Genomic DNA, 12090 nt, shown 5'->3' with positions numbered 1-12090 from the left:
GATCAGCCAAAGCTCTCTCGGCGAGATGCGGCAACCGCAAGGGAACGAAAGTCGTGCAAACGAAAACGAAGCGGCGCTCGGTGGAAAAGAAAAAAGAAGCTGCACAGTCATACAGGCTGGATGACGCACCGGGCTTCTTGCTGCGCGTCGCGCTCCGTACTCACACAGCCATCTTTGCCGCGAAGATGATTGAAGAATTGACGGCGCCTCAATTCTCAACGCTGGCGAAATTGAGGCAGGTCGGACCTTGTTCGCAAAACCATTTGGGACGCCTGATACACTACGACTCAGCTACCATTACCGGCGTTATTAACCGTCTCAAATTACGCGGCCTTATAACGAGTTCCGAGGATCCTTTGGATCCGCGACGGCGGGAGGTCGATTTGACCGACAAGGGCAGACGGGTGGCGGACGCCGCAATCGAAACGGTCGGTGAGATTTCAAGCGAGACGTTCGCTCCCTTGACCCGGGCAGAATTTCGAACACTTACCGAAATCCTCAAGAAGATCATACGCCGCTGAGCCCGTTCCCGTCCGGGGTCGAGGATTTGCGCCTGATCCGGCACGCGATGCCGCTCCGAAAAAAATCGGCGGCCCATAGGCCGCCGATTGGATCGCAGAACTCAGCAACTAGCCCGCAGGCCCCGCGACCTCCAGGATTGGGCCGAACAGCTCCCAGCGTTCGCCGTTGAACCGCATCATCTGCAACCGTTTGTGGAGACGGTAGTCGGTCGACGAGGTGTCGATCGTGATCCCGGGCAGCGCGAGGTCGCCCGTGACATTCTTGAGCGAGGCCGCCTGCTTCATGACGTTCTCGCGCGTCAGGTCGTCGCCGCACTGCTGCAGCACGTGGACCAGAAGCTGTGCCGCGCTGTAGGCATAGGTGTTGAAGTTCGAGCTCTTGTCCCCGCCCGGATCGTACTTCTCCATGAAAGCCAGATAGCGCTTTATGCCCGGATCGTCCTTCCATTGCGGATCGAGCGGCTCCTTGCCGTAATTGGTGCTGATGAGACCCTTGGCGTTTTCAAGCCCGGCCGGTTTCAGGACGCTGCCGACCGAGCTAGCCTTCATGTCGACGATCTGGACCGGATGCCACCCGATCTCAGCGGTCTTCTTGATTGCCTGCGCCGTCTGCTTCGGGGTGGCAGCGATGAAGAACAGGTCGGCGCCGGCATCCTTGATCCTGAGGACTTGCGAGTCGACGGCCGGATCGGTCACCTCGTAGGCAGCTTCCGCGACCACCATCTTGGCGGCCTTGTCTCCGAGCCCCACCTTGATGCCGTTCAGATAATCCTTGCCGAAGTCGTCATTCTGATAAAGCACGCCGATCCTGGCGTCCGGATGCTCCTTCAGGATGTACTGGCCGTAGATGCGCCCCTCGACGAAGTTGTTAGGGTCATAGCCCATGGTCCACGGAAAGTCTTTCGGATCGGAGAACCTCGAGGCGCTGGCGGCCGCGAACAGCTGTGGCACCTTCCTGGAATTGAGATATTTCTGCACGGCTGCGTTCGAAGGCGTGCCGAGGATCTGGAAAGTCAGGAGCACCTCGTCGCTCTCAATGAGCTTGCGCACCTGCTCCACCGCCTTCGGCGGCGAATAGGCGTCGTCATACTGAATCAGGTTGATCTTGCGGCCGTTGATGCCGCCCTGATCATTGATCATCTTGAAATAGGCGGCCTCTGTCTTGCCGATCGAGGCATAGGCCGATGCCGGCCCCGAGAATGGCATGGTCTGACCGACCTTGATCTCCGCATCGCTGGCGCCGGGGTCGTATTTTTTCTGAGCTTTCGCCGGTGAGACCGACAGCGCAATCGTTAGCACCATTGCGATGGCCAGGTGCAAAAGCTCATTCCTCATTCCCATTTCTTTTCCGATGCAATTCTTCATGCAATGTCTCCTCTCGTGCATCAAAGGATTCGACATTCATCGCTCCGCGAAGCGTTTCCGCTTCTCTGCAAATGCGGCCACAGCTTCGCGTCGCTCTGGCGACGTGAAAGTCAGCGCCTCCAGTGCGACAGACGTATCGAGCAGCAGATGCGCATACTGCTTGATGATCTTGTTGACGCTGTATTTGGTCCAGATGATTGACTTCTGCGGGCCGCCGGCGAGCATCTCGGCATACTCGATGGCTGCGTCCTTGACGTCCCGGTCAGAAATGACTTCGTTGATCATCCCCATGGACGCCGCCTTCTCCGCGGAAATGAACTCGCCCGTCATGAGATAGTGTTTCGCTCGCACCGGTCCCATCAGCAGCGGCCAGATCACGGCACCACCATCTCCGGCCACCACGCCGGCCGTCACATGGGTATCGGCAAATCGCGCGGTCGGACTTGCGAAGATGACGTCGCAGAACAATGCAAGTGTTGCGCCTAGACCGACAGCAACGCCGTTGACGGCGCCGATAATTGGCACCTCAACCTCAAGCATATTGCGGATGAGGTGGCGTCCGCCCCTCGTCGGCGACGGACCCTTGCCCTTGCCGAGCCCCGTGTCGAGCGACTTCTGATCGCCCCCCGAGCAGAAGCCGCGGCCCGCACCGGTCAGAACGATCGCACGGACGGACTCGTCCTTGTCGAGATCCACAAAGACCTGCTCCAGTTCCTCGTGCATTTCCCAGTTGATCGCGTTCAGAATCTCCGGCCGGTTCATCGTCACAACGGCGACGGCGCTGTCGCGCTTCTCGATGATAAGATACTTGTAGTCATGCTGTGTCATTGATCTTTTCCTTTTGCTTCCCTGTCGGTTTACTTCTGCGGCCGCAGCCTTCCGAACTCGCTGCGGTGGAAGATGAGGGGCTGCCCGCGGCTACGGACGACGACGGCATGGAGTTGGAGCAGCACGATGATGTGATCGCCCGCCTCCAACTCCTCGCGGACAGTGCAGTCATACTGGGCGATCCCCTCAGTGAGCATCACCGCACCGCTGTCGGTGATCTCGAAGGCAACGCCGGTGAATCGCTCCTGGGACGGACCAGCGAGCTGGCGGCATAATGCGCCATGGTCCTCGGCGAGCACGGTGACGCCGAGCTGCTTGGCTCGGCGCAGCTCGGGCCACGTGGTCGAGCCTTTTGCGACAGCGAATGACACCAGTGGGGGTTCGAGAGAGACCGAGGTGAACGAAGAGGCCGCGAGACCCATCAGCCTCCCGTCGACCTGCGCCGCCACCGCCACCACACCGGTCGGGAATGCGCCGAAAGCGTCGCGCAGCATCCTGCTATCCATCTGCTCGCTCATGGATGGCATGCGACTCACGCTCCGTGCACGGTGGCGTACTCGACGACGAGATCGGTCACGGCGTCCAATGCGGCGTGGCCGATCGCCGTCGAACTCCCTTTGGGGTCGCCGAGGACACCGTTGGGCGAGACCGCGTCGATGCCGTCGACGAACGCCCGATGCAGAAATTCCTCGTCGACCGTGCCCAGGTATCCCGGCGCCGCCCGGTCGGCCCGAACGCTTTCGGGGTGCAGGACGAGCATCACCGAGGTCTCCGCCACGTCTGCGTGACCACCGACGTGGCTTCCCAGACCAGCGACCGACTGCGCGGACCTCCGCCACGCGTCCAGAATCGCGGCACTGTCTCTATAGACGATGACCTGAAGCGTCGGCGTGAGCGCCGCAGCCAGCCGCGGCTCGAAGTCGCGCATGATCGGATAGTTGCCGATATGACCGGAGAAGAGGACGACGCGGGTGAACCCGTGCGCAGCCAGGCTGCTGCAGTAATCCATACAGATCGCCTCCAAGGTGGAGGGACGCACCGAGAGGGTACCGGCGAAGCCGAGATGGTGGGGCGAGTACCCCACCCTGACCGTGGGCAGGACCAGTGCAGTGCCTAGCTTGTTGGCGATGCGAAGCGCGAGGGCGTCGGCGTGATCGCTGTCCACTGACAGCGGGAGATGAGGTCCGTGCTGTTCGATCGCGCCCAGCGGAAGGATCGCCGTACGGGCGCCGCCAGCGATCGCCTCAACGATCTCGGCGCTGGTCAGATACTCCATTCGCAGCTCCCTCGGTCGCCTGGGATACTTCATCTCATGTCCCTCCTCAGCCCTGGAGCCGCGCCTGGCCAGCGAACTCGTCGCGCTCCGCGGCGCTGTACATCTCGTCGACGAGCGCGCTGAACGAGGTGAGCACCGCAGCTCGACGGATCGTGCCCTTGGACGTGAGCTCACCCGCGCCGGGCGAGAGCGCACGTGCCGCGATACGGAAGTCCTTGAGCTGAAGGGGACGCGCGAGTTCGGCGTTGAGTTGCTCGATCCAGGATCGCAGGCCCTCATGCAGCGCATCCCTGTCGAGCCTGCCGCCCTTCTCGGTCGGCCAAATAAGGACGGTGAGGTAATTGCGGCCATCACCGACAACCACGGCCTCCTCGACAAGGGGACCTGCCTTGAGGCGCACCTCAATGGGCTGCGGGCTAATGGTCTTGCCGCCACTGGTGACGATGATGTCCTTGGCCCGACCGATGAGCTTGACCTCTCCGGAGGCGTCGACCTGGACGAGGTCGCCAGTGCGGTACCACTCCCCATCCATCACTGCCGCGGACGCCTCCGGGTCTTTCCAGTAGCCGCGGAACAGCAGGGGCCCCTTCACCATCAGCTCGCCCTCGCTGCTGATCTTGATCGCGAATCGCGGGTCCGGCATCGCCTTGCCGACGGATCCCGGAGGTGGGAAGGCGCGGTCCCACTGCGCGAGGATCCAACCGCAGGTCTCGGTGGTGCCGTAGAGCTCGCGCAAATCCAAGCCCCACATTTGCCACAAGGCATGCACCTCGGGGGTCATCGCTCCCGACGCGGTCCAAGCGACGTCGACCCGATCCACGCCCAAATTCGCGCGCAGGGGTAGGAACACCTGCTCCTGGGCCTTGTCGTAGCGTGCTTGCAGTTCGGCAGGCACGATGTCGCCGCGCCGGCGCGCGGCGGCGACCTCTCGAGCCACCGCCATCGCGTCCTCGTAGGACTTCTGGAAGGATGCCGGCGAAGCTTTGATCGCCGAGAGTGCGCCGCTGAGCAGCTTCTCATGAAGCCGCGGCGGCCAAACGATCCCGGTAGGACGTACGCCGCGGAGGGCCTCGGAGCTCTGGTCCAAGCGGCAGAAGGTCACCACCGCCCGGGTCATGATCGGCGCGAAAACGCCGGACAAGGCCGGAGAGACGTGTGACAGGCCCAGGAAACTGACCGAGTCTCGGCGGCTCTTGGTCAGCTCGGGGTTGAGAACGACCGAGCCGAGTATCGAGTACTGCAGGGTGCGGTGGGTATGGATGACCCCCTTGGGGGCTCCGGTGGACCCGGAGGTGTAGAACAAGGCCGCGGTTTGATCGATGCCCCCACCGTCGAGGAGGAAGTCGAACAGAGCCGGGTTGGTTTCGTCGAGGGCTTGGCCGGCCTCGCGCAGGTCGGCCCAAGTCTTGCTGGCGACCGTCTCGGGCAGCCCCGACGGAGCGCCGTCGAAGCTGATCACGGCCCGCAGCGCGGGAAGCTCCGGAGCGACCGCGGCAACCTTTGCCACGTCGGCATCGTCCCCGACGACCATGACGACAGCTTCGCTGTGCCCGGCGAGCTGCCTTACCTCCACGGCGGCGCTCGTGGGGTAGACGCCCACCGGGATCGCCCCGACGGAGAGGATGCCGAGCGCCGTTATCACCCACTCGCCCCGGCCTGGCGCCATGATGGCGACCCTGTCCCCGCGTGTGACGCCGAGGGCGGCCAGGCCGAGCGCCACCTCGCGCACGGCCGAGGCATACTGCGCCCACGTGGTCGGGATCGCGCGCGTACCGTCCCATTGACAGAACGCGACCTCCTCGGGTTCGATCTCGGCTCGGTCCTGCACCATCTGGGCGAAGGTTCGCTCGACGGCCTCGAAGTTGGCGACGCCGCTGTCGACGACGCCGCTCAGCACTGGCACCTGCTGTGTGCGGGCGGCGGCTGCGGGGGCGGGATTTGTGACCATTGTCATCGCTCCGGTTCGTGAAGCAGACCTGCCGGGCCTGCGTTCGGTGTGGTGTTCAGCGCTGGCGGCCTTCCGTCGGAAGGTCGCGACAACACACGGCCCTGCCTCCATCCTTCACGGAGGCTCCGGGCCACGGGGTCATTGAACCAGGAGGCAGCCTTGGCGAGCGTCATTTCGGCTCGCTGTTGATTCTCAATTTCGTCGTAGTCGTTCACGGCATGCTTGAGCGCCGCGTAGAGGACAGGCGCGCGTCGTCCGGCCTCGCGGGCTCGGCCGAGCGCTTCCGCCACCAATCGGTCCGGCTCGACGATGGCGTCGACGAGACCCAACCGCGCCGCCTGGTCAGCGCCGATGAGCTCACCGCTCAGCAGCAGGTCACGCGCGGCCCGCATCCCGATCAGTCGGACGAGCCGCTGGATGCCTTTATCCGCAGGCAGAAGGCCATGTCTGATCTCTGGAAATCCGAACCTGGCGTGAGGCACGGCAAGCACAGCGTCTGCAAAGAGCGCATATTCCACGCCGCCGCCGACGCAGTCGCCGTTGACGGCGGCGATCAGCGGACCCGGGTATCGTTCCATCGCAACCAGCAGGTTGTGGAACGCCCGCATCCGGTCCGCGATCGGGTCAGCGGCGAGGCCATCCGCCTCCTTGATGTCGCCGCCGACGCAGAAGAACCGCTTTCCGGCGCCGGTGATCACCAGCGGCGGCGGATCGCTCTCGCCACGATCCCTGAACAGCGCCGTCATAGCGAGCAGCAGCGGACGGTTCAACGCATTGGCCGGCCTCCTGTCGAGCGTTGCGACCACGACACCGTCGTGGTCGACCGTCAGCAGCCCGGTAGCCGCCTCGCTCTCGTTTGGCGTGGATGGAGGCGTCATCTGATGCATCGCTCCTCTAGTTGCTCGAGCGTGTGATCATGACCGAACGGTCCTCATCGCGGGCCGAAGGAAGCGCGAGGGTCGCTTTCACGGAAGGCCTGCCGGCCTCCGCGAAGATGTCGTCGTGGGGCAAGTTAGTCATCGGGTCTCTCCCACCATGGCGGCGCCGACGGCCTTGTCGGCTTTCTTGGGACCAGTCTCGTCGGTCTTTCCGGCGGCGCGCTGGTGGGCCTCGACCTCGGCGTAGTGGGCAGGGCGAGCGGTTCGAATGTCGGCAAGGATCTCCTCTGCCCTGCGCACCACCGACCTGGGGTTCTTGAAAGCAGGGATAACGTAATTGCCGAAGAGCTCGATGGACTTCATCAACTCCCGGTGCGGGAGACCGTCGACGCGCATCGCGATCGCGTCGATGCCTATGTCGACGAACCGCTGAACCTGGGCGATGCAGGTCTTGGGATCTCCGACGATGAAGCTGGCCGACTCATCGAACAGGTAGCGTTGGTTTCTGAAGTCGACATTCTTGATCTTTCCGAGGCTCGCATAGTCGCTGGACAGCTTCGAGAGCCGCTCGTAGGCGTCGATGGACAGAGCGACGCTCTCGGCCAGAGTGGCCGCCCACCGCTCCGCCTCCTCACTCGTCTCAGCGCAGTGCATTCCGCCGGACACGACCGCTACCTTCTGCGCCTGCACCGGGTACACATGCTCGGCGCTCGCCAGCTCCTTGTCGTAGAGGTCGGCCATCCTCTGCACGGAGCCGAATCCGCTATAGCCGCCACCCATCATGGCGCCGATGCCCATCCGGGCCGCAGCAGTGACCGACTCCGGGCTTCCGGTCGCCATCAGGATCGGCGGATAGGGCTGCTGAAGGTGCTTGGGAACCAGGCTGCGCGGCGGGATCTTGTAGTGCTCTCCGACGAAGGAGAAGACGTCGTTCGCGAGGGCTCGGCGAATGACCTCGATGCCTTCGATTTGCTGGCCCCGCGTCTCGTCGGGGGAAACCTCGAAGGCGCGCAGTGCGAGGGTGGTGTTGCCGCGTCCGACGCCAAGCGCGACGCGGCCGTTGGACAGGATATCCTCGGTCGCCAGCCGCTCCGCAACGCGCAGCGCGTGGTTGATCTTCTTGGGCAGCGGCGTGATCAGGTGGATGAATTGGATCCTGCTGGTCAGCGCCATCAAGTACGGAAAAATCACTTCGGGGGCTGAGGTCGAGGCCGTGCCAATCGCGACGTGTTGTTCCGAGCACCCGAACGCATCGAAGCCCACTTTTTCCGCCAGCAGAACCTCGTCAATGAGCTCGCGGTAGCGCTGCGCGTGGGTATGTCCCGGTGGGGTCTCCCCCTCGCTAAAGAAGACAAACCGCATGCGTCGCGCCTCCATTGAGTCCAAGATGTTAATCTGTACTAACATTGAACTCAGTGAATCGCCTTGTCAACAGCCTTCAGTCAGCCGGGCCCTTGAATAGAATATTTCTAGATTTCCTGCAAAAATATGAAATTCTGCAAGGAAAAGCGCATACAACAAGGTGCCGAGGCCCTTACCCGAGACCAGGCGACGTCGCAAAAAAGTTAGGCATGATTTACATTCCGGTGAAACGAGATGTTTACGTGATCCGTTCATTCAGCTTGGGACAGACGACACGGGCGCGAGGGATGGCAAGGTGCTTCGTGTGCGCTGCGTGGTACGGTTCGTCCCGATGAGCATCCAGCCATTGCCGATCAAGCGGGCATACAGCAGCGGGCGGCGCGCACAGTTGATCGCGGTCGCCGCCGAGCTCTTCCTGCAGCACTCCTACGACGCGGTCACTGTCGAGATGATCGCTGCACGCGCGGGCATCACCGGCCCCGGACTTTATCGCCACTTTCAGAACAAGCAGGCACTTCTGATCGCGGTTCTGGAGGAGCCGACGCAGATCGTGCACGGGATCGCAAAGCGGATCGCGGAAACGACGACGGAACCTAAGGCGGCCATCGTGGCGATGGTCGAGTCGCACATCCGGTTGATTCTCAAGGGACCACCCAGCACGCTCATCTTCACAAAGAACGAGCACGCTCTTCCTGAACACGACCACAGAAGGATCCGGCGCGAGATGGCGTTGTACGCCGAAGAGTGGGTTTCCGTCGTAATGCCGCTTCGGCCCGACCTGTCCGAACCGGAGGCGCGACTGCTAACGCAGGGCGTGTTCTCCATGCTCAACACGGCGGCGACACTCAAGAAGGGCCTAGACGAGGCGTCAATCGTCTCCATCATGCGGCAGGCTGCGCTACACGCGCTGCTCGGCCGCGGCGACCTCTAACCTACGTCTGGCCTGCCTGCGCAAACCCTATCAATGAGACGGTCCTCGCGTCCGCAAAATTCCGCCTATCGCCATTGCTGCACATGAGAGATCCGAATGTGATGGGCGAGCCCCGTGCGACCCAGGGTGTGATTAGTTCCCTTCGGCGTAGCTGCGGAGACGTGTGGTGCTTGACGTTAGCAGGCTTTCCGTCAGCCCGACGGGCAAGGCACCCTCAACCGCCGCACCGCGACGACGCTGCGGTGGGTCGCCTACAAGGCTAATGCGCATACTGATCTGGGAGAGAACATATGCATCGGGTATTCCAAGAATTCATTGATGCAATAGTCGGCGCCGAAGATGCCGCAGGCTTCTCCAACGCGCTGGCGAAAACAGCATCCGCTTTGGACCTATCGTGTTTCGCTTATCTCGCTCTCAAGAGCGAAGAAAACAAGCATCCCCAACTCATCTCGACTTATCCATCGCGGTGGACGGCCCATTATCTACACAACAAGTATCAAATCATCGACCCCGTCATTAGAGAAGCGCTTCAGAACCCAGAGCCCTTTCGATGGGGAGTCGATTTTCGATCACAAACCAGTTCGATGGCGCAGCGACAACTATTCGACGAAGCCGCGCAATTCGGAATCCGGTCTGGCTTCACGGTTCCCATTCACGATAGGCATGGCCCAATCTCTGCATTGACTTTCGCCACCGACGAGCGCCGGCCACAGTTCGAGAAGTGCATTGATTCGTACGCGCGTGTTCTTCAGCTCATGGCAATGTATTTTCATGCTCACCTTCGTCGCAAGCTCGGGAACGAACATGGTCTCGACGGAATTCGACTGTCGCGCCGCGAAGTAGAATGTTTGGAGTGGGCGGCTCAAGGAAAGAGCTCTTGGGAAATCGGCTGCATTCTCGGTATCTCGCGCAACACAGTTGCGTACTACCTCGAGAAGGCGAAGGAAAAGCTGGGCGTTCGCACGATCGCGCAGGCGGTGACGCATCTAGCCGCTGCTAGCAAAAGAAAGCAGAATTAGGACGCACGCCCCCTACAACCACAGGTAATGACTCACATCAACAATCTCGCTTCAAAGGAGTGATGATCACCTTTGGAGGGATTATGATTCAACTGATCACGCCACCTTCGTATGGGGAGTTTTCCGGCACTCTCGTTGAAATGCATCGGTTGAGGCATCGTGTCTTCAAGCTGCGCATGGCATGGGAAGTCCAGATCAGCGGCGACATGGAGATCGACGAATTCGATGCGCTGTATCCTGACTATCTAATCCAGATAGATGAAAACGGCCAAGTGCAAGGTTCCGTTCGCCTGCTTCCAACTCTTGGCCCGACCATGCTTCGCGACACCTTTCCAACGCTCCTTGAAGGCCGACCCACGCCATCAACTCCTCTCGTCTGGGAAAGTAGTAGATTTGCAATCGATGTTGCTGCCGATGCGCCAAAAGGAGATCACGGTATCACTCGCGCTGCTTACGAGCTATTTACGGGAATGATCGAGTTCGGGCTTTCAAGGCAGCTCACGGATATCGTTACCGTCACGGACGTCCGAATGGAGAGAATCCTCCGACGAGCTGGCTGGCCGCTGCGACGTATTGGCATTCCTTCCACAATTGGCAACACGTTAGCCGTGGCGGGTTACCTTCAGGTCTCTCGCGATACTCTGGTCAGCCTTCGTAAGGCCGGCGGTCTCTCGGCACCGGTCCTTTGGACGCCAGTAATCTCCGCGGCCGTCTAGAACGATCTATGCCAACAAGCAATATGCACGTCCCGCCTTAAGCGGGACGCCGTGTCTTGCGGTTTGCCTACTGGCTATGAACATGACAGAGAACAATCGACGAAACGCGGCGAGCGCCGTTAACCTGCAACAGCTTCGATTCGCCGTGGTTGCCTGCGACTACGGCAGCTTTCGACGAGCCGCTGAAGTGCTTTCGATCAAGCACACTGCCCTGAGCCGATCCATCGGTCAGCTTGAATATCTAGTTGGGACTTCGCTGTTCGAGCGCTCCAGCGGGGGAATCAAGCCCACTGTCGCTGGCCAAGCGGTTTTGCGAATTGCGCGGCTGATCCTGGAACAGGTCGACACTCTCGTTGACACTGGGAGGTCCGGTGGTCGCGGCGATGCTGGCCATCTTGTCATTGGCTTCTACACGTCGGTGTCCACCGGAAATTTGCGAACAACGATAGGTGAATTTAAGAAGCTGCTCCCGCAGATCGAATTGGCAACGATGGAACGCTCTCGCTTTCATCTGATGACCGCGCTCCGTAACGGGACCGTCGATGTCGTCATTAGCCCTGGACGTCTGGTTTCAAAGGATGTCAACTCACGGCTGCTCTGGAGCGAACGCATCTTGATCTCGTTGCGTCAGGATCACTGGTTGGCGGCACGCGAGATCATTTATTGGGCCGATTTGCGTAACGAAAAGATACTTCTAAGCAAGATTGATCCTGGACGAGAGCTCGAGGATCTCTTGATTTCGAAGCTCGTGTTATCTGACGACCGGCCCGCGGTAGAGCGCCATGACGTAAGCCGCGGCATTATCAAAAATCTGACGAACATGGGCATGGGGCTCACTCTGGTGATGGAATCGGATATCGGCGCAAGTTTCGCTGGCCTGGTGTACCGGGAATTGCACGATGGAACGGGGCCAAGCCAGGTGGACTTCTACGCGCATTGGCGCGGCGACAATGGGAATCCGGCTCTGAAGCGTTTCCTCAGCCTGTTGGCGGAACGCTATCCCTCACCTCCCACAGCTCTCAGGCTGTGACCGGCTCGCCTCGCCTTTGCAAATCCACGGTCCGTGGCCATGAAGCGCGCCAACATAGGCGCGATCAGCCTCGCCGGATCGATGGACTGCCCACTTTCGCGTGCCAAAACCTCTGCATATGCGACTAGATCTCGATGAACTGAAGCTGAAAGCTCAGTGGTGACCTTGACCGGCTTATCGTCGGGCAACGCTCCTATTTTAAGCTTGGGCATGGCA

13 protein-coding genes are annotated in these 12090 nt (G+C 61.0%); 5 read left to right on the top strand and 8 right to left on the bottom strand.

Annotated features, from left to right (window positions below; translation table 11 throughout):
• The first annotated feature begins 53 nt into the window (after positions 1-53).
• Positions 54-521: a MarR family winged helix-turn-helix transcriptional regulator gene (locus tag ACE103_RS05625; RefSeq protein ID WP_375778634.1), complete on the top strand. Its 468-nt coding sequence runs from the start codon at positions 54-56 to the stop codon at positions 519-521.
• A gap of 108 nt (positions 522-629) precedes the next feature.
• Here ACE103_RS05625 and ACE103_RS05620 read toward each other — a convergent pair whose 3' ends face one another.
• From ACE103_RS05620 to ACE103_RS05590, 7 genes are all read right to left on the bottom strand, one after another.
• Positions 630-1856, bottom strand: a complete 1227-nt coding sequence (locus ACE103_RS05620) for an ABC transporter substrate-binding protein (protein ID WP_375778633.1) — start codon at positions 1854-1856, stop codon at positions 630-632.
• A gap of 66 nt (positions 1857-1922) precedes the next feature.
• Positions 1923-2714, bottom strand: coding sequence for an enoyl-CoA hydratase/isomerase family protein (locus tag ACE103_RS05615; protein ID WP_375778632.1), 792 nt, complete (start codon positions 2712-2714; stop codon positions 1923-1925).
• A 29-nt stretch (positions 2715-2743) separates the two neighbouring features.
• Positions 2744-3232 carry a flavin reductase family protein gene (locus ACE103_RS05610; protein ID WP_375778631.1) on the bottom strand — a complete coding sequence of 163 codons (489 nt, stop codon included), beginning with the start codon at positions 3230-3232 and terminating at the stop codon, positions 2744-2746.
• A gap of 14 nt (positions 3233-3246) precedes the next feature.
• Positions 3247-3990, bottom strand: a complete 744-nt coding sequence (locus tag ACE103_RS05605; protein WP_375778630.1) for a creatininase family protein — start codon at positions 3988-3990, stop codon at positions 3247-3249.
• A gap of 46 nt (positions 3991-4036) precedes the next feature.
• Complete coding sequence (locus ACE103_RS05600; protein WP_375778629.1) at positions 4037-5938, bottom strand: AMP-dependent synthetase/ligase; 1902 nt, start codon at positions 5936-5938, stop codon at positions 4037-4039.
• Between the two features lie 2 nt (positions 5939-5940).
• Entirely contained in the window at positions 5941-6825 is an 885-nt protein-coding gene (locus ACE103_RS05595) for an enoyl-CoA hydratase/isomerase family protein (RefSeq protein WP_375778628.1), read from the bottom strand.
• Between the two features lie 129 nt (positions 6826-6954).
• Positions 6955-8178, bottom strand: coding sequence for an LLM class flavin-dependent oxidoreductase (locus tag ACE103_RS05590; RefSeq protein ID WP_375778627.1), 1224 nt, complete (start codon positions 8176-8178; stop codon positions 6955-6957).
• 331 nt (positions 8179-8509) lie between these two features.
• Between ACE103_RS05590 and ACE103_RS05585 the strand changes: the two genes are divergently transcribed.
• The 4 genes from ACE103_RS05585 to ACE103_RS05570 all read left to right on the top strand — a co-directional run bounded on the left by ACE103_RS05585 (position 8510) and on the right by ACE103_RS05570 (position 11874).
• Positions 8510-9109: a TetR/AcrR family transcriptional regulator gene (locus ACE103_RS05585; protein WP_223970494.1), complete on the top strand. Its 600-nt coding sequence runs from the start codon at positions 8510-8512 to the stop codon at positions 9107-9109.
• Between the two features lie 290 nt (positions 9110-9399).
• Complete coding sequence (locus tag ACE103_RS05580) at positions 9400-10128, top strand: LuxR family transcriptional regulator (protein WP_375778626.1); 729 nt, start codon at positions 9400-9402, stop codon at positions 10126-10128.
• Between the two features lie 83 nt (positions 10129-10211).
• Positions 10212-10844 (top strand): acyl-homoserine-lactone synthase, encoded by a 633-nt coding sequence (locus tag ACE103_RS05575; protein WP_375778625.1) that lies wholly within the window; start codon positions 10212-10214, stop codon positions 10842-10844.
• An 82-nt stretch (positions 10845-10926) separates the two neighbouring features.
• On the top strand, positions 10927-11874 hold the full coding sequence (locus ACE103_RS05570; protein ID WP_375778624.1) for a LysR family transcriptional regulator: 948 nt from the start codon (positions 10927-10929) through the stop codon (positions 11872-11874).
• On the opposite strand, the gene ACE103_RS05565 is transcribed toward ACE103_RS05570, so the two are convergent.
• On the bottom strand, positions 11841-12086 hold the full coding sequence (locus ACE103_RS05565; protein ID WP_375778623.1) for a DUF2274 domain-containing protein: 246 nt from the start codon (positions 12084-12086) through the stop codon (positions 11841-11843). The genes ACE103_RS05570 and ACE103_RS05565 overlap by 34 nt on opposite strands.
• Positions 12087-12090 lie beyond the last annotated feature (4 nt).

The organism is Bradyrhizobium sp. ma5 (genome assembly GCF_042258955.1).
Taxonomy (GTDB): Bacteria; Pseudomonadota; Alphaproteobacteria; order Rhizobiales; family Xanthobacteraceae; genus Bradyrhizobium.
Note: the sequence above shows the minus strand (reverse complement) of the source record. Positions and strands in the feature narration are given on the sequence as shown.

Coding starts and splice junctions, on each gene's coding strand:
- ACE103_RS05590 (WP_375778627.1), bottom strand. CDS start 8,178: ATGCGGTTTGTCTTCTTTAGCGAGGGGGAGACCCCACCGGGACATACC.
- ACE103_RS05575 (WP_375778625.1), top strand. CDS start 10,212: ATGATTCAACTGATCACGCCACCTTCGTATGGGGAGTTTTCCGGCACT.
- ACE103_RS05605 (WP_375778630.1), bottom strand. CDS start 3,990: ATGGAGTATCTGACCAGCGCCGAGATCGTTGAGGCGATCGCTGGCGGC.
- ACE103_RS05585 (WP_223970494.1), top strand. CDS start 8,510: ATGAGCATCCAGCCATTGCCGATCAAGCGGGCATACAGCAGCGGGCGG.
- ACE103_RS05580 (WP_375778626.1), top strand. CDS start 9,400: ATGCATCGGGTATTCCAAGAATTCATTGATGCAATAGTCGGCGCCGAA.
- ACE103_RS05595 (WP_375778628.1), bottom strand. CDS start 6,825: ATGCATCAGATGACGCCTCCATCCACGCCAAACGAGAGCGAGGCGGCT.
- ACE103_RS05610 (WP_375778631.1), bottom strand. CDS start 3,232: ATGAGCGAGCAGATGGATAGCAGGATGCTGCGCGACGCTTTCGGCGCA.
- ACE103_RS05620 (WP_375778633.1), bottom strand. CDS start 1,856: ATGAGGAATGAGCTTTTGCACCTGGCCATCGCAATGGTGCTAACGATT.
- ACE103_RS05600 (WP_375778629.1), bottom strand. CDS start 5,938: ATGGTCACAAATCCCGCCCCCGCAGCCGCCGCCCGCACACAGCAGGTG.
- ACE103_RS05565 (WP_375778623.1), bottom strand. CDS start 12,086: ATGCCCAAGCTTAAAATAGGAGCGTTGCCCGACGATAAGCCGGTCAAG.
- ACE103_RS05615 (WP_375778632.1), bottom strand. CDS start 2,714: ATGACACAGCATGACTACAAGTATCTTATCATCGAGAAGCGCGACAGC.
- ACE103_RS05570 (WP_375778624.1), top strand. CDS start 10,927: ATGACAGAGAACAATCGACGAAACGCGGCGAGCGCCGTTAACCTGCAA.